The sequence below is a fragment of the Cellulomonas sp. plas2 genome, assembly GCF_057221735.1.
Genome location: NZ_CM170155.1, coordinates 260,069 through 276,457 on the forward strand (window position 1 = coordinate 260,069; position 16,389 = coordinate 276,457).

Genomic DNA, 16,389 nt, shown 5'->3' on the forward strand with positions numbered 1-16,389 from the left:
CAGGCTAGGACCGCCCCCCGACACCCGGGGCGCCGTGCAGCGCGGCGCCGAGCCGCTCCACCGCCGCGCCGAGCACGGGCGCCGGGGTCGCCAGCACCAGCCGCACGTGACCGGCCCCCGCGTCACCGCACAGCCGCCCGTCGGTGACGGCGAGCCCGGCGTGCTCGCGGCACCAGGCCGCGGGGTCGTCGGCGGCCGCCGTCCCGCGCAGGTCGAGCCACGCCAGGTACGTGCCCTCGGGGTCGCTCACCGGCACGCCCGGCAGGTGCTCGGCCGCCAGCGCCGCGAACAGCCGCCGGTTCGCGTCGAGCCAGCCGACGACCTCCTCCAGCCACGGCCGCCCGTGTTGGTAGGCCGCGACGTTCGCGACGACGCCGAGGGTCGACGTGCCGCGCCCGACCGCCGGCCCGACCGCGGCCCACCGCGCGGCGGTCGCCTCGTCGGACAGCAGCACCTGCGCGCACTTGAGGCCGGGGACGTTCCACGCCTTGCTCGCCGACGTCGCCGTGACGGCGTGCGCGGCGGCGGCGGGGGAGACCGAGGCGTAGGGGACGTGCACGGCTCCGGCGCGGACGAGCGGTGCGTGCACCTCGTCGGCGAACACCCGCGCGCCGGCGTGGTCCACGACCTCCGCCAGCGCGGCGAGCTCCGCCCGCGTCGCGACCGTCCCGAGCGGGTTGTGCGGGTTGCACAGCACGACGAGCCCGCCGCCCGCGGCGAGCGCCCCCGCGACCCCGTCGAGGTCGACCACCCACCGGTCCCCGTCCCGCACCGACGGCACCTGGACGACCCGTCGCCCCCGCAGCGCCGGGACGGTGAGGAACGGCATGTACGCCGGGGTCGGCAGCACCACCGCAGACCCGGGCGGCGTCAGGTGGTCGATCGTCGCCTCGAGCGCGGCCATCACGTCCGGCACGTGGTGCACCCAGGCGTCGGGCACGGTCCACCCGTAGGCCTGCGCGTACCAGGCGGCGGTCGTCGCGGACAGCTCTTCGGTCAGCCACGGCGGCAGGTACCCCGTCAGCCCGCGGTCGAGGGCGTCGTCGAGCGCGGCGCGGACGGGCGGTGCCGGCAGCACGTCCATCTCGGCGACGAACGCCCCCGTCGTTCCCGGGAACGTCGTCCACTTCATGCTGCCGCGCGCCCGCAGCTCCTCGTCGGTGGGCGCGTCGAAGGCGTCAGGCACCGCTGCGACGCCGCAGCGCCACCACGGGGATCACGCGCGCGGTCTTCTCCTGGTACTCGGCGAAGCCCCGGCTCGCCGAGGTGAAGCGCGCCCAGGCGGCGTCGCGCTCGTCGCCGACGAGGACCTCCGCCCGGACCGGGACCGTGCCGTCGTCGGGGGTCTCCACCACCGTCTCCGGGTGCGCGACGAGGTTGTGGAACCAGGCCGGGTTCTCGGGGGCCCCGGCCTTCGACGCGGCGACGAGCCACGTGTCGTCGTCGACCCGGATGGCCCGGAGCGGCGCGACCCGCTCCGTGCCCGTGCGCGCCCCGACGTGGTGGACGAGGACGAGCGTGCGCCCGAAGCCCATCGTCGTCACCGTGCCGCCCGACGCGCGGAACTCCTCGATGATCTGCTGGTTCCAGTCCGCCACGCCGCCGATCCTGCCCTACGCCAGGGGCCGGTGGTCGACCCCGGAGACGACGAGGTCGGCGCGGTCCCGGGATGCCTCGATGACGAGCGCGTTGGAGCCGTCCACGGTCCGCGCCCAGGCCTCGGCCGCCTCGGGGCTGCGGCCGTGGCGGGTGTGCCGGTCGACGAGCCGTGCCAGGCGCTCGTCGGGCGAGGTGTCGCAGTACCAGCAGGCGGCGAGCACGTCGCGGACGCCGGCCCAGGGCTCCTGGTCGACGAGCAGGTAGTTGCCCTCGGCGACGACCAGGCGGGTGCCGGGCGCGACGACGGTCGCGCCGGTGACGCCCTCGTCGACGCGTCGGTCGAAGCCGGGGACGTACACGGGGTTGCCCGTCTCGGTGGCGGCGCGGCGCAGGAGGGCCAGGAAGCCCCAGCCGTCGAAGGTCTCCAGCGCGCCCTTCCGGTCCCGCAGGCCGCGCCGGTCCAGGGTGGTGTTGGCCAGGTGGAAGCCGTCCATGGGCAGGTAGGCGGCCCACCCGGCGCCGTGCCGCTCGTCGAGCAGCGCGACGAGGGCCGTGGCGAGGGTGGTCTTGCCGGCACCGGGGGTGCCGGTGATGCCGAGCAGGGGCCGGCCGGGCCCCGCCGCGCCGGCGACGAGGGCCTCGGCCCGGTCGGCGAGCGCGGCCAGGCCGGGCGTCACGGTCGTGCTCACAGGTCCTCCCCTCGGCCCGGGCCCTCCGGCGTCGCCCACCGCGTCCCTGGGGGTCGAACCTCGTCCCAGGCTAGACGGGCGTGTCGAGGGCCGGAGGAGCCCTGCCTGGTAGAACCGGTGCACTCAGTGCACGTACACGTACGCTGGCGCGCATGGACGACGGGCCTCGCGAGCGCCGCGTGCCCGACCGACGGGTGGCGCACCGGGCGCGGACGCACCAGGCGATCCTCGACGCCGCGGGCGCCCTCATGGTCGGGACGGGCGGCACGCGCTTCTCCGTCGACCGGCTGGCCGCCGAGGCCGGCGTCGCGCGGCGGACGGTGTTCAACCACTTCGACTCGCTCGACGACGTCGTCGCCGCCGTCGGCGCGCAGGCGTTCCGGGAGGTCCTCGACGGCCTGGTCGGGGACGACGCGCCCTCTCCGCCGGCGGGGCACGACGACCCCCGGCGGGCGGTGGCCTCCGATCTCGCGGCCGCGCTGCGACGGGCGGACCTCGTCGGGCCGATGGCCGCCCTCACGCGGGGGCTGGGCATCACGGCTGCGACCGCCGGGTCCGCGGCCGGCGTGCCGCCGCAGCAGGCCGTGCTGCTGCTCCGGGCGCTCGTCGAGGTCGGCGACGGGCTGGCCGCCGCGCTCGTCCGGCGCCACCCCCGGGCCGACCCCCTCGACGTCGAGCTCGCCGTCGGTGCCCTGACCAGCGGGCTCGTCGTGCTGCACCGCCACTGGCTGGCCGGTGCCGCCGCGTCCGACGACGTGGCGGGCCGCGCGGCGTGGGCGCGGCTCGTCGAGCACCTGGCGTCGACGCTGCTCGCCACGCCCGCACCGCCCGCCGCGCCCGCTCCGCGCCAGACTCCCTGACACGTCCCCCGACACGCCCCCGGCACCACCACCCCCACCGATCGAAGGACACGATGGCCGAGCTCCTCTTCCGCCTGGGCCGCGCCGCGGCCCGCCACGCCCGCGCGGTCATCGCCGTGTGGGTGGTCGTCGTCGCGCTCGCGGGGGTCGGCTACGGCGTGGGCGCCGGCACGCTGGCCAGCAGCTTCTCCATCCCGGGCACCCCGACGGCGGAGGTGACGGACCGCCTGGCGGCCCAGCTCCCCGAGGCGGCCGGCGCCACGGGCACGGTCGTCGTGCACACGGCCGACGACGCACCCTTCACCACCGAGCAGCAGCAGGGCCTCGCCGCGGTCGTCGCGGACGCCACGGGGGTCGAGGGCGTCCAGACCGTCGTGGACCCGTTCGCCGCCGAGGCGCAGCGCACCGAGGGCGCCGCGCAGCTCGCGGCCGGCGCGACCCAGGTCGAGGAGGGCCGCGCGCAGCTCACCGCCGGCCGCGCGCAGCTCGACGCGGCGCAGGCCGAGCTCGACGCCGCCCAGGACACGCTCGACGCCGCCCGCGCGCAGGCCACCACCGCCGGAGCCAGCTCCGAGGCGACGGCCGCGCTCGACGCGCAGGAGGCGCAGCTCGCGGCCGGGCAGACCCAGCTCGACGAGCAGCGGGCCCAGCTCGAGGCCGGGTCGGCGGAGCTCGAGGCGCAGGCCGCGCAGCTCGAGCAGGGGCAGGCGCTCGCGGACCTGGCCTCGGGCATCCGCGTGGTGTCGGAGGACGGGACGACCGCCGTCGTCACGGTGGTCTTCGCCGGCGCCCAGCTCGACGTGCCGCAGGAGGCCAAGGAGGCGGTCATCGCGACCTTCACCGAGGGCGTCGCCGACGTCGGGGGGCTCGAGGTCGACTTCGGCTCCGACATCGCGCAGGAGACGCCGTCGGTCGTCGGGCCGGGCGAGGTCGTCGGGCTCGTGGTGGCCGGGATCGTGCTCGTCGTCATGCTCGGCACGCTGGTCGGCGCGGGGCTGCCGCTGGTCACCGCGCTCGTCGGCGTGGCCATCGCGGCGCTGGGGTCGCTGGCGTTCTCCGGGGTCGTCGACATGTCGTCGGTGACGCCGGTGCTCGGCCTCATGCTCGGCCTGGCGGTCGGCATCGACTACGCGCTGTTCATCGTCAACCGGCACCGGCGGCAGCTGAAGGAGGGCTACGACGTCGAGGAGTCGATCGGGCTCGCGAACGGGACCTCCGGCAACGCGGTGGTCTTCGCGGGGTCGACCGTCGTCATCGCGCTGCTGGCGCTCAACGTCACCGGCATCCCGTTCCTCGGCCTCATGGGGACGGTCGGCGCGGCGGCCGTGGCCGTGGCGGTGCTCGTCGCCGTCACGCTGACGCCCGCCCTGCTGCACCTCATCGGCCGCCGCATCCTCACCCGGCGGGAGCGGGCGGCGGCGGACGCGGCCCTCCTGGCGGCGCAGGAGGCGGACGCGGCGCGCACCTCGCACGGCCGGCACGTGGCCCCGCCGACGGGCGCGATCCCGGTCGTCGGGACGGCGGCCTCCCCGGCCGCGACCGCCGTGCGCCCCATGTCCACGGCGGGTGCGGTCGGCCGCGTCGTCGTCGGCGTCGCCGTGCTGGCGGCCGTGGCGGTCCCCGCCCTGAGCCTGCGCACCAACCTGCCCGACGGCTCCTCGGAGCCCGAGAGCTCGACCTCGTACCAGGCCTACACGCGCGTGGCCGACACGTTCGGCCCCGGGACGAACGGGCCGCTCGTCGTCGTCGCGGAGCTGCCGGAGGCGCCCGCCGAGGGCGAGGAGGTGGCCGCGCAGCTCGCGGTGGCGCAGACGGTCGCGGCCGTCGACGACGTGTCCGCGGTCGCGCCCGCCGGCACGTCGGCGGACGGCACGACCGTCGTCCTGCAGGTCGTCCCCGCGCAGGGCCCGACGAGTGAGAGCACGGAGCGGCTGGTCACGGACCTGCGCGAGCTGTCGCCGCTCGACGACGGCACGACGCTGGGCGTGGCGGGCGCCGCCAGCGGCAACATCGACATCTCCGACAAGCTGGCCGGCGCGCTGCCCGTCTACCTCGGCGTCGTCATCGGGCTGTCGCTGGTCATCCTCGTGGTGGTGTTCCGGTCGCTGCTCGTGCCGCTGCTGGCGACGCTCGGGTTCGTGCTGTCGTACTTCGCCGCGATCGGCGGGGTCGTGGCGATCTACCAGTGGGGCTGGCTGTCGGACGTCTTCGGGGTCGAGCGGCCCGGGCCGATCCTCAACTTCCTGCCGACGATCCTCGTCGGGATCCTCTTCGGCCTGGCGATGGACTACCAGCTCTTCCTCGGCTCCGGCATGCGCGAGGCGTACGCGCACGGGGCGCCGGCCCGGCTGGCGGTGGCGCAGGGGCTGCGCGCGGGGCGGGCGGTGGTGATCGCGGCGGCGATCATCATGATCTCGGTGTTCGGCGGGTTCATGTTCGCCGAGTCCGCGCTCATCCGGCCCATCGGCTTCGCGCTGGCGTTCGGCGTGCTCGTCGACGCGTTCGTCGTGCGGATGCTCGTCGTGCCCGCGCTGCTGCACCTGCTGGGCGACGCCGCGTGGTGGCTGCCGCGCTGGCTGCAGCGGGTGCTGCCCGACGTGGACGTGGAGGGTGCGGCGCTCGAGCGGCGCCACCCGCACGTGCCGGGCGCGCCGGCCGCCTGACCGAGGGCTAGCGTCGACGACCGTGACGACGACGCGCGCCCTCGGCCCCTTCCAGGTCCACCCCGTCGGCATGGGCTGCATGCCCCTGTCGATGAACAACGACAAGCAGTACCCCGACGAGCGCGAGGCCGTCGCGACGATCCACGCGGCGCTCGACGCCGGCGTGACCCTGCTCGACACCGCCGACTGCTACGCCCCCTCGTGGGACACCTTCGGCCACATCGAGCGCCTCGTCGCCACGGCCCTGCGCGCGTACGGCACCCTGCCCGACGGCCTCGTCGTCGCCACGAAGGGCGGCATCACGCGCGGCGAGGGGGAGACGTGGGGCCGCGACGGGTCCCCGGAGTACCTGCGCTCGGCGGTCGAGGCGTCGCTGGGCCGGCTCGGCGTCGACGTCATCGACCTCTACCAGTGGCACCGCCCGGACCGGGAGCGCGACTACGCCGAGGTCGTCGGGACGTTCAAGGCCCTGCGCGACGAGGGCAAGGTCCGCGCGGTCGGCATCTCCAACGCGAACATCGAGGAGATCCGCATCGCGCAGGACGTCCTGGGTCCCGGCGGGCTGGTGAGCGTGCAGAACCAGTTCTCGCCGTCGCACCGCCAGTCGGAGGACGAGCTGCGGCTCTGCGACGCGGAGGGCATCGCGTTCCTGCCGTGGAGCCCGCTGGGCGGCACCGGCGGCGGCGCGGCCGGGGTCGGGGAGCGCTTCGGCGTCTTCGCCGAGATCGGCGCGGAGCACGGCGTGAGCCCGCAGCGCGTCGTGCTCGCGTGGGAGCTGGCGCTCTCGCCGCACGTCATCCCCATCCCCGGCGCCCGACGAGCGACGTCCATCACGGACTCGGCCGCGGCGGCCGACCTCGTCCTGTCCGACGACGAGCTGGCCCGCTGCAGCGCGGCCGGCTGAGGCGGCGACGCCCCGCGAGACCGGTGCTCGTGCGCCTGTAACCCCGGGCCCTGCCGGGACACTGCAGGGTGTGAGGTGGCCCAGCACGGACCCGGAGGCGTGGTTCGACGCCCTGTGGCGCGAGCACGCGCCGCGCATCCAGGCGTACGCCGTGCGCCACGTGGGCGTGCACGACGCCGAGGACGTCCTGGCGGAGACCTTCACGGTGGCCTGGCGCCGCCGGGACGAGGTGCCCGCGCACGTCCTGCCGTGGCTGCTCGTCGTCGCGCGGAACACGGTGGCCAACCGGCGGCGGACGGAGCTGCGGCACGACGAGCGCGTCGCGGCGCTCGCGGCCGTCGCCGGGCCGGCGGGCGGTGCGGACGACGGCGTCGAGCACCACGTCGCCGAGCGCGCGCAGCTGCTCGGCGCGCTCGCGCTGCTGTCGGAGGCCGACCGGCCGGCCCTGCTGCTGACGGCGTGGGACGGGCTGGGGCCGGCGGCCGCGGCCCTCGTCGCCGGGTGCTCGACGACCGCGTTCAAGGTCCGGCTGCACCGTGCCCGGGCCCGGCTGCAGCGGCTGCTCGACGAGGCCGACGGCGACGGCGTCGGCGCGGGCGCCCCGGTGGGCGCCGAGGACGCGGTGCAGCGGACGACGAGGGGACGGTGAGGGTGGTGGACGTCGAACGGAGGGTGCGCGCGCTCGCCCCGACCGGGGTCGTCGACCCCGACGGGCTCGAGCGCGCCCGGGCGCGGGTGCGCGCGGAGCAGGACACGCACGCCGGGGCGGTGCCGACCCTCGCGGCCGCGCGCGCCCGGCGTGCTGGGCGGCCGGCCCGGCGCTGGGCGCTGGCGGCGGGCGGCGCGGCGGCTGCCGTCGTCGCGGCGGTGCTGCTGACCGCCCCGCCCGACGAGCCGGCCTTCGCGACCTGGACCGCCATCCCGGCCGCCCCGGACCCCGCGACGGCGGCCCGCGCGACGGCGTCGTGCGCCTCCTCGGTCCCGGCCGACGTGCAGCCCGTCCCGGTGCTCGTCGAGCAGCGTGGCGCCGTGGTGCTGAGCGTGCTCGCCGACGGCGACTGGGCGAGCGCCTGCGTGTGGAGCGACCACGAGACGAGCGAGGGCTCGATCTCGTCGTACACCCGGACGATGCCGCCCGCCCCGACGGCGGACGGCGTGGCCGTCGTGAGCTGGGTGGGCACGTGGTCGCCGGAGGACGGGCCGTGGACCGCGGTGTACGGGCTCGCCGGCGACGACGTCGCGCAGGTCGTCGTCGACCGGGAGGCCGGCGGCCCGGTCCGGGCGACGGTCCAGGACGGCTGGTTCGCCGCGTGGTGGCCGACGGACTCCCCGGCGGCGACCGTCACGCCGTTCGACGAGAGGGGCGTCCCCGGCGCGCCGGTCGAGGTCGCCCGCTGACCGGGGCGCGGCCCGGCGCGTTCAGCCGGTCGTGGCCGCGGGTGTCACCGGTCCGTACTCGACGGTGACCTCCTGGGGCTCGACGACGACCACCGTGGCCGCTGCCGCGACCACCTCGAACGTCCGCGGCAGGCAGGCGGGCGTCAGCGGGACGGTCTGCACGCGCCACGGGCTGGCGGCGGTCCCGTCACCGGCGCTCACCGCGACCGGCACCACGCCGTCGCGGCCGTCGACCTCGCACGACGCGAGGTCGAGCGCCTGCCACAGCGCGTCCCCGGCCTGCCCCGGCGCTCGCGTCATGGTGGTCGTGACGACGGTGCCGGCCCCCGCGCCGGCGCCCTCGCCGGCCCCCTCGCCGTCGTCGCCCACGGCCAGCACGAGCTGGAAGCCGATGCCGCCGACGGCCGCGACCAGTCCGGCCACGGCCGTCGTCCGCAGGAGGCGGGCCGTCTCCTCGTCCGTGCGCCGCGCCTGCGCGGCGGCGACCAGCACGGACCGCGACCGCTCGAGCGTCTCCAGCGTCCGCCGGCCCGTGGCGAGGGCGTCCTCGGCGTCGACGAGGTCGTCACGGGCGCGTGCCGTCGCGGCGGCGTCACCGCGCGCCTCGGCCCGCTCGAGCAGCCGCCGCGCGCGCAGCACCTGCGCCTCCATCGCCGCGGCGGCGTCCCTCTCCTGTCCCAACCGGGTGCGGAAGGCGCCGACGGAGGTCAGGCCGCCGGGCAGGTAGCGCGCCCTGTCCGCCTCGGACGCCCCGTCGATCTCCGCCTCGAGGGTGCCGAGCTGCCAGAGGTCGACGACCTGCGGCGCGAAGACCCGCGTGGCGGTCACCAGCAGCAACCCCACCGCGAACAGCCCGACCGCCCCGAGCACCCAGGCGAGGACCAGCCGGCCGCGCTCGTCCCCCCAGTCGAGCGCGGGTCGGGCGACCACCGCGGTGCCGAAGACCGTCGCCCCGACCGCGGCCAGCGCCGCCACGAGCCACTTCGCCGCGGTCTGCGCCTCGGTCGGGAACCGGGTCAGCGACGTGAGCTGCTCGTCGGGCGGTGCCGCGGGGGTGGCGGGTCGCGCCGTGAAGCGGTCGGCGAGAGCCGACAGCAGGGCCCCCGCGGGTGCCTCCAGCGAGGCGGGCAGCACGTCCCGACGGGACCGGAGCACGGTGCGGCCCCGCTCAGCGCAGCGTCGGCGGGTCGGTCAGGACCTGGTCGAGGGCCCAGACGCCGAACACGGGCGGCGTGGCGTTCTGGTCGTGGGGCCGCCACTGGTACATCCGGCCGTCGGGGCCCCGCCGCCGTTCGTACGGGAACGTGCCGGGCTCGGCCGGAGGCGTCGGCGGGACCGCGCGCATACCGAGCGCGGCGCTCGTCGGTCCCGGACCTGCTGGTGTGCTCATGTCCCCACCTCGCCGTCGCCGTGCGGCCCGGCCGCCGTGCCGAGCGCCGGTGCCGACGGTCCTCGCTGCCGGTGCGGCCGGGAAGGGTCCTAGCACCCGTACGTCTGAGGTCTGCTAGGCCAGGGGTGCCCAGCGCGCCCACTCCTCCGGCGGGGCCAGCTCGAGGACGCCCGCGTGCTTGCCGGCGGGGCGGAACGTACTCGTCCGCCGTGGCACGCCTCGCGTCACGCCCGTGGACCGCCAGCGTGGGGACGGCGCCGAGACCACCCGTTCGGCCCAGGGGCGCCGTCGCCCCTCAGGGCTCAGTCGTCGGTCGCGGAGCCCGTCGCCGCGGTCAGCGCCTGCACCACCGCGTCCGCGCGCTCGCCCTCGTAGACCACCATCGCCTGGAAGGTGCTCTTCGCCTTGTGCCCCAACGCCTCGCTGAGCAGCGCGTACGGCAGCTCGACCGGGCGGTAGTCCTCCACCGCGTACTGGAACTCGTAGAGGCCCTTCTCCTCGTCGGGCGTCCAGAGCGCCGCGGCGAAGCGGTCGTTGCTGAACTGGTAGCCGATGCGCCCCAGCGCCCAGATCCCGCCACCGCCGGTGAACACCACGAGGTCGCCCTCGGTGACCTTCTTGTACTTGGGCAGGTTGGCGCGGTACGTGCCCCAGATGCGCGCCTCGGTCTCGTAGCGGCGCTGCAGCGCCATGCGCTGGTCGGCGACGAGGATCGGGAGGAGGTCGGGGCGATCGGCCCACACGACCGGGTTCTTCAGGGAGACGTCGGCGTTGACGAGGCCGTCGCCCTTGCCCTGCGAAGGATGGATGAGCACGGCGGTCATGAGGCCCCTGTCTGACGGTGCGGCACGGCGGGACGCTGGCACCCCAGCCTCCCACGCACCCGCCCGTCACTGCTCGGGCGACGGGCGCGCCGGGGCGACGACCGCTCGGCGCCCCGGCGGACCTCACCAGGCCAGGACGCCGTGGCGGTCCTGCAGGGTCCCCGTCGGGCCGTCGGGGCCGACGGTCGCCATGGCGACGATCGCGTCGGTGCCCTCCTCGAGGGTCTGCGGGCCGCTGTTGCCGTTGAGGTCGGTGGCCGTGTAGCCCGGGTGCACGGCGTTGATGCGCAGGTCGGGGAGGGCCCGCGCGTACTGCACCGTGAGCATCGTGACGGCCGACTTGGACGCGGTGTAGAACGGGGCGACGACCCTCGACTCGATGCGGCTCTCGTCGTGCACCGTGGCGAAGGAGCCCAGCCCGCTGGTCACGTTGACGACGACCGGGGCCGACGAGCGGCGCAGCAGCGGCAGGAACGCCTGCGTCGTGCGGACGACACCGAGGACGTTGGTGGCGAAGACGGTCTCGGCGTCGGCGGCGGTGAGCTCGGTGACGGGCGCCGCCGAGCCGGCGATGCCCGCGTTGTTGACGAGGACGTCGAGCACGCCCTCGTGGGCCTGGACGTCGGCGACGGCCGCGGCGACGGACGCGTCGTCGGTGACGTCGAGCGGGACGAAGCGGGCGCCGAGGGCGTCCGCGGCCGCCCGTCCGCGCTCGGGGTCGCGTGCGCCGACGAGGACGGTGTGGCCGAGGGCGAGCAGGCGGCGGGCGGCCTCGTGGCCGAGGCCCTTGCTGGCGCCGGTGATCAGGGTGGTGGTCATGGCGTCCACCCTGCGGGCCCTGCCGGGCGGGCGACCAGTGCCCCCGGCGTCGGTAGGACCGGTGGTACCACGGTCGGGGCTGCCGCCGTGGTGGTGCCCGGGGCGAGGATGGGCGCGTGACGGACACGGTGACCGAGACGCTCGGCACGGCGCTGCGGCGGTGGCGGGACCGGCTGGACCCGGCCGACGTCGGGCTGCCGACGGGGCGTCGCCGCGCGCGCGGGCTGCGGCGGGAGGAACTGGCGCAGCTCGCGGGGCTGTCGGTCGACTACGTCGTGCGGCTGGAGCGGGGGCGCGCGTCGCACCCGTCGGCGCAGGTGGTGGGTGCGCTGGCCCGGGCGCTGCAGCTGTCCGACGACGAGCGCGACCACCTGCACGTCCTCGCCGGCCTGCTGCCCCCGCGCCCGACGACGGTCTCCACGCACCTGCCGCCGGGGATCGTGCGGCTCGTGCACCGGCTGACCGAGCTGCCGCTCGCGGTGTTCAGCGCGTCGTGGGACCTCGTCACGTGGACGCCGCTGTGGGCGGCGCTGCTCGGCGACCCGGGCGCCCTGCCCGAGGGCGAGCGCAACCTGGTCCGCACCCGGTTCCTCGGCACCGGCCCGCTGGCCGTCCGGTCGTCCGTCGGCGAGTCCGGCTCGGACCCCGACGTCGAGCACATCGCCGCGTTCGAGGCCGCGCTCGTGGCGGACCTGCGCGTGGCGGCGGGCCGCTACCCCGACGACCGCGCGCTGCGGGCCCTCGTCGCCGAGCTGCACGCCGGCAGCCCGCGGTTCGCGCGCCTCTGGGACAGCGGCGCGACAGGCGAGCACCAGTCCGCGTCCAAGACCGTCCACCACCCGGTGGTCGGTCCCATCGCGCTGGACTGCGACGTCCTCACCGTCCCGGGATCCGACCTCAAGGTCGTCGTCCACTCGGCGCCGGCCAGCAGCTCCGCCGCGCAGGCCCTCGAGCTCCTGCGCGTGACGGGCGGGCTGCCGGTCCGCGCCGCGACGGGCGTGTGACGCCTGGCGACGACGAGGGCCGCGGCACGAGGATGGCCGGCGTGGAGCCCCACCGGCTGACGCAGGAGCAGGCGCGACGGGTCGCCGTGCGGGCGCAGCTGCTCGACGAGCCGCGGCCCGACGACGTGCTCGAGGTCGTCGAGCACCTGACCCTGCTGCTGGACGACCGCACGGCGGCCGTCGCGCCGAGCGCCGACCACGTGCTGTGGAGCCGGCTGGGGTCGGGCTACGCGCCGGAGGAGACGGCGGCGCTCCTGGCGCAGCACGTCCTCGTCGTGCTGGACGGGAGGATCCGGCCCGCCGAGGACGTGGCCCTGTACCGCGCCGAGATGGCTGCGTGGCGCGACGGGCAGGGGCTGCTGCCCTACCAGGAGGCCGCCCGGACGTGGCTCCTCGACAACCACGCGTGCCGGGCGGACATCCTCGCGCGGCTCGCGGCCGACGGGCCGCTGCCCGCCCGCGCCCTGCCGGACACGTGCGTGCGGCCGTGGCGCTCGTCGGGCTGGAACGACGCCCGCAACGTGCGCCGGATGATCGACGCGATGGTCGCCGCGGGCGAGGTCGCCATGGCCGGCCGCCGCGGCCGCGACCCCTTGTGGGACCTCGCCGAGCGCGTCTACCCGGACGCGCCGGTCGTGCCGCTCGACGAGGCGCGCCGCGAGCGGGACCGCCGTCGGCTCCGCGCGCTCGGCCTGGCTCGGCCGAAGGCGCCGCGCACGCCGCAGGAGCCCGACGACGTCGGCGCGGTGGGGGAGCCGGTGGCCGTGAAGGGGGTGTCGGGCGAGTGGCGCGTCGACCCGTTCGTGCTGGGCACCTTCGACGCGGAGCCCTTCGTCGGGCGGACCGTGCTCCTGTCGCCGCTGGACCGGCTCGTGTTCGACCGCGTGCGCATGGCCGCGCTGTTCGCCTTCGACTACGCCCTCGAGATGTACAAGCCGGCGGCGCAGCGGCGGTGGGGCTACTGGGCGCTGCCGGTCCTGCACGGCGACCGCCTCGTCGGGAAGGTGGACGCCACCGCCGACCGCAAGGCCGGTGTCCTGCGCGTCGACGCGGTCCACGAGGACGAGGCATTCGACGCGGACCTCACCGCGGCGGTGCAGGAGCAGGTCGAGGACCTGGCCCGCTGGCTCGACCTGGAGCCGCTGCACGCGCGGTGAGGACCTGCGCCGGCGCGGTGCTCAGGCCGGCTCGACCGGGGTAGCCACCAGCGCGTCGACCGCTGCCGCGATGGCGTCCACGGGGTCCCCGAGCTCCGCGATCTCGGCCGCGAGGCGCTCCGCGGCGGTGCGGTACGACGGGGTGCCCAGCACGCGCCGCACGCCGTCGCGGACGCGGGCGGGGGTGGGCTCGCCGGTCCGCAGGTCCACCCCCGCGCCCGACCACGCCACCCGCGCGGCGATCTCCGGCTTGTCCTCCGTGGCGCCCGCCACGACGAGCGGGAGCCCCTGCGCCAGCGCGAGCTGCACCCCGCCGAAGCCGCCGTTCGTGACGTAGGCGTCGGTCCTCGGCAGCAGCGCGTCGTAGGGGAGGAACTCGGCGACGCGGGCGTTGGCGGGCAGCGTGCCGCCGCACGCGTCGACGACCTCCCGCACCGGGCGGCCCCCGGAGCTCGCGACGACGAGCACGTCGTCGTGGGCCAGGGCCTGGAGCGTGGGCACGACCAGCCGCGTGAGGTCGGTGTTGTCGATGGTGCCCTGCGTGACGTGCACGACGGGCCGGGTGCCGTCGAGGTCGGACCACCAGGCCGGGAGGTCCGCCGCCGCGCGGGGCTGCGCCCGCAGGGGACCCACGAACCGGACCCGGTCGGGCAGCTCGCGCCGGGGGTACTCCAGACCGGGTGCCGAGAGCTGGAAGACCGCGTCGTACGAGACGAGCTGGTCGAACACCGTTCCCGGAGCGGGAGGCGCGCCGACCTCGGCGAGCGCGCGGGTGAGCGCGGTGCCGAGCGGCTTCAGCGGCCCTGCGTGCAGGACGGTGTTCAGCACCCGGTTGCGCAGGCGGGACAGCGGCGAGCTGCCGGGCGCCAGGGCGGGACCGAACGGCGCGCAGTCGACGCTCGTCAGGGTCATGGGCAGAGCGGAGACGCCGATCAGGGGCACCCGCTCCGCCGCGGGCACGGTCAGGTACGTGGGGAGCGTGCCGAGGAAGGCGCCCTCGCCGACGACGAGGTCGAAGGCCCCGGTGGCCAGAGCTGCCGTCACCGCCCGGTGCTGGGCCGGCAGCGGACGGATGAACATGCCGGTGATGTCGTAGCGCACCGCGGCCAGTCCCCTGTGGCGGTCGCGGCCCGGCAGCCACGCGTCGAGGTCCGCGTCGTCGTAGTCGGCCTCGGCGGGCAGCGGCAGGAAGGACAGTCCCGCGTCCTCGACCGCTGCCCGGTACTTCGAGCCCGTGAGGACGGTGGTGCGGTGCCCCTGCGCGAGGAGGGCGCGGGCGAGGGTGATCATCGGCGCGACGTGGCCGTAGATCGGGGAGGAGGGCATGAGGATGCGAGCCATCGCGGTGGCGTCCGTTCGTGAGGGAGGGTGGGGGAGGGAGGCGCTGGGCAGCTGCGCTTTCGCTCCGGTGGTACGGTATTGAATATGAGCAACGTAGCGAAAGCGTCGGCGGCGGGCAAGACCCCGGCGCGGCCGAAGCGGCGGTACGACTCCTCGCGCCGCGCGGCGCAGGCGGCCGAGACGCGGCGACGGATCGTCGAAGCGGCCGCGGCGTGCTTCTCCGAGCGCGGCTACGGGCGCACGACGCTGGCGGCCATCGCCGAGCGGGCCGAGGTCTCGCCCGAGTCCGTCGCCGCGGCGGGACCGAAGCGGGCACTCCTCATCGCCGCCTTCTCCCAGACCTTCGCCGGCCGGGAGAGCGAGGCGAAGCTGTCCGAGCAGGAGCCCTGGGCGTCCCTGCTGCGCGACGAGCCGGCAGCCATGCTGGAGGGCATCGCGGATCTGGTCCTGGCAGGGCAGCAGGCGGGCATCGGCATCTGGCGGGCCGTCGCGGCGGCGGCCGTCGAGGAGCCGGAGGTGGCCGAGCTGTACACGGCGCTCGCGGCGCGGCGCCGCGCCGACAACCGCGCGGCCGTCCAGGTCCTGGCCGAGCGGGGGCTGCTGCGCCCGGAGCGCACGCCGGAGCAGCACGCCGACACGTTCGCGCTGCTCAACGGCTTCGACCCCTACCAGCTCTACGTGCTGGACTTCGGCTGGACGCCGGAGCAGCTGCGCGCCTGGTACGTCGACACGGTGCGGAGCCTGATCCTGCGGCCGGCGTAGCGCCTCAGCTCTCCAGCACGTCGCGGCCCCGGCCCAGGATGAGCGGGTCCGGCGTCCCGACGACGGCCGGGTTGCGGTCGTCGTACGGGAACAGCGACAGCACGTGGCGCATGGCCTCCAGCCGGCCGCGCTTCTTGTCGTTGCTGCGCACCACCGTCCACGGCGCGTGGTCGGTGTCCGTGCGGGCGAACATCTCCTCCTTCGCCCGCGTGTAGTCGTCCCAGCGGTCGAGGGACTGCAGGTCCATCGGCGAGAGCTTCCACTGCCGCACGGGGTCGATCTGCCGGATGAGGAACCGCGTGCGCTGCTCGGCGCGGGAGACGGAGAACCAGAACTTCACGAGGTGGATGCCCGAGCGCGTCAGCATCGCCTCGAGCTCGGGGGCCTGCTGCATGAATTCCTCGTACTGCTCCGGCGTCGCGAAGCCCATGACCCGCTCCACGCCGGCGCGGTTGTACCAGGACCGGTCGAACAGCACGATCTCCCCGGCCGCCGGCAGCTGCGCGACGTAGCGCTGGAAGTACCACTGCGTGCTCTCGCGCTCGCTCGGTTTCTCCAGGGCGACGACGTGCGCGCCGCGCGGGTTGAGGTGCTCGGTGAACCGCTTGATCGTGCCGCCCTTGCCGGCGGCGTCGCGGCCCTCGAAGAGGATGACGACGCGCTGACCGGTGGCCTTGACCCACGCCTGGAGCTTCAGCAGCTCGATCTGCAGGGCGCGCTTGACCACGTCGTACTCGCGCCGGGTCATGCGGTGGTCGTACGGGTAGTCCTCGCGCCACGTGTCGACGACGGTGCCGTCGGGGCGCAGCAGCACCGGCTCGCCCTCGTCGTCGATGGTGACGCGGAACTCCGCCAGCGCGGCGGCGAGGTCGGGCGGGAGGTCGGCGACCGTCGCGCTGTCGCGGGCCTCGCGGGCGGTCCGGGTGAGCTCGGCGACGAGGCCGTCCAGGCGCTGGTCGTCGGCGGAGGGGGTGCGGGA

At 76.2% G+C, this 16,389-nt stretch carries 17 protein-coding genes; 8 read left to right on the forward strand and 9 right to left on the reverse strand.

Annotated features, from left to right (window positions below; genetic code table 11):
- Positions 1-4 precede the first annotated feature (4 nt).
- The 3 genes from AC2TDM_RS01200 to AC2TDM_RS01210 are packed head-to-tail and all read right to left on the reverse strand — an operon-like array spanning position 5 to position 2,288.
- A complete protein-coding gene (locus AC2TDM_RS01200) occupies positions 5-1,186 on the reverse strand; it encodes a MalY/PatB family protein (protein ID WP_484635564.1) in 1,182 nt (393 codons plus the stop codon).
- On the reverse strand, positions 1,179-1,598 hold the full coding sequence (locus AC2TDM_RS01205; protein WP_090032387.1) for a nitroreductase/quinone reductase family protein: 420 nt from the start codon (positions 1,596-1,598) through the stop codon (positions 1,179-1,181). The genes AC2TDM_RS01200 and AC2TDM_RS01205 overlap by 8 nt, the downstream gene beginning before the upstream one ends.
- A 15-nt stretch (positions 1,599-1,613) precedes the next feature.
- Positions 1,614-2,288 (reverse strand): nucleoside/nucleotide kinase family protein, encoded by a 675-nt coding sequence (locus tag AC2TDM_RS01210; protein ID WP_484635565.1) that lies wholly within the window; start codon positions 2,286-2,288, stop codon positions 1,614-1,616.
- Positions 2,289-2,440: 152 nt separating this feature from the next.
- Here AC2TDM_RS01210 and AC2TDM_RS01215 point away from each other — a divergent pair, with 152 nt between their 5' ends.
- The 5 genes from AC2TDM_RS01215 to AC2TDM_RS01235 all read left to right on the forward strand — a co-directional run bounded on the left by AC2TDM_RS01215 (position 2,441) and on the right by AC2TDM_RS01235 (position 8,113).
- Positions 2,441-3,148: a TetR/AcrR family transcriptional regulator gene (locus AC2TDM_RS01215; RefSeq protein WP_484635566.1), complete on the forward strand. Its 708-nt coding sequence runs from the start codon at positions 2,441-2,443 to the stop codon at positions 3,146-3,148.
- Between the two features lie 53 nt (positions 3,149-3,201).
- Positions 3,202-5,811 carry an MMPL family transporter gene (locus tag AC2TDM_RS01220; protein WP_484635567.1) on the forward strand — a complete coding sequence of 870 codons (2,610 nt, stop codon included), beginning with the start codon at positions 3,202-3,204 and terminating at the stop codon, positions 5,809-5,811.
- 70 nt (positions 5,812-5,881) lie between these two features.
- A complete protein-coding gene (locus AC2TDM_RS01225) occupies positions 5,882-6,715 on the forward strand; it encodes an aldo/keto reductase (RefSeq protein ID WP_484636369.1) in 834 nt (277 codons plus the stop codon).
- Positions 6,716-6,785: 70 nt separating this feature from the next.
- Complete coding sequence (locus tag AC2TDM_RS01230) at positions 6,786-7,364, forward strand: RNA polymerase sigma factor (RefSeq protein WP_484635568.1); 579 nt, start codon at positions 6,786-6,788, stop codon at positions 7,362-7,364.
- Complete coding sequence (locus AC2TDM_RS01235) at positions 7,361-8,113, forward strand: hypothetical protein (protein WP_484635569.1); 753 nt, start codon at positions 7,361-7,363, stop codon at positions 8,111-8,113. Before AC2TDM_RS01230 ends, AC2TDM_RS01235 begins: the two co-directional genes overlap by 4 nt.
- A 21-nt stretch (positions 8,114-8,134) precedes the next feature.
- Here the strand turns inward: AC2TDM_RS01235 and AC2TDM_RS01240 are convergent, their stop codons facing one another.
- From AC2TDM_RS01240 to AC2TDM_RS01255, 4 genes are all read right to left on the reverse strand, one after another.
- Positions 8,135-9,247 (reverse strand): hypothetical protein, encoded by a 1,113-nt coding sequence (locus AC2TDM_RS01240; protein WP_484635570.1) that lies wholly within the window; start codon positions 9,245-9,247, stop codon positions 8,135-8,137.
- Positions 9,248-9,281: 34 nt separating this feature from the next.
- Positions 9,282-9,503: a hypothetical protein gene (locus AC2TDM_RS01245; protein ID WP_484635571.1), complete on the reverse strand. Its 222-nt coding sequence runs from the start codon at positions 9,501-9,503 to the stop codon at positions 9,282-9,284.
- 302 nt (positions 9,504-9,805) lie between these two features.
- Entirely contained in the window at positions 9,806-10,327 is a 522-nt protein-coding gene (locus AC2TDM_RS01250) for a hypothetical protein (protein WP_484635572.1), read from the reverse strand.
- 123 nt (positions 10,328-10,450) lie between these two features.
- A complete protein-coding gene (locus tag AC2TDM_RS01255) occupies positions 10,451-11,146 on the reverse strand; it encodes an SDR family NAD(P)-dependent oxidoreductase (protein ID WP_484635573.1) in 696 nt (231 codons plus the stop codon).
- Between the two features lie 116 nt (positions 11,147-11,262).
- Between AC2TDM_RS01255 and AC2TDM_RS01260 the strand changes: the two genes are divergently transcribed.
- A complete protein-coding gene (locus AC2TDM_RS01260) occupies positions 11,263-12,150 on the forward strand; it encodes a helix-turn-helix transcriptional regulator (protein WP_484635574.1) in 888 nt (295 codons plus the stop codon).
- A gap of 41 nt (positions 12,151-12,191) precedes the next feature.
- Positions 12,192-13,307, forward strand: a complete 1,116-nt coding sequence (locus AC2TDM_RS01265) for a DNA glycosylase AlkZ-like family protein (protein WP_484635575.1) — start codon at positions 12,192-12,194, stop codon at positions 13,305-13,307.
- A gap of 21 nt (positions 13,308-13,328) precedes the next feature.
- Here AC2TDM_RS01265 and AC2TDM_RS01270 read toward each other — a convergent pair whose 3' ends face one another.
- Positions 13,329-14,648, reverse strand: coding sequence for a glycosyltransferase (locus AC2TDM_RS01270; protein WP_484635576.1), 1,320 nt, complete (start codon positions 14,646-14,648; stop codon positions 13,329-13,331).
- Positions 14,649-14,732: 84 nt separating this feature from the next.
- On the opposite strand from AC2TDM_RS01270, the gene AC2TDM_RS01275 reads away from it, so the two are divergent.
- Positions 14,733-15,410: a TetR/AcrR family transcriptional regulator gene (locus tag AC2TDM_RS01275; protein ID WP_484635577.1), complete on the forward strand. Its 678-nt coding sequence runs from the start codon at positions 14,733-14,735 to the stop codon at positions 15,408-15,410.
- A 4-nt stretch (positions 15,411-15,414) separates the two neighbouring features.
- Here the strand turns inward: AC2TDM_RS01275 and ppk2 are convergent, their stop codons facing one another.
- On the reverse strand, positions 15,415-16,266 hold the full coding sequence (ppk2, locus tag AC2TDM_RS01280; RefSeq protein WP_484636370.1) for a polyphosphate kinase 2: 852 nt from the start codon (positions 16,264-16,266) through the stop codon (positions 15,415-15,417).
- Between the last annotated feature and the right edge of the window lie 123 nt (positions 16,267-16,389).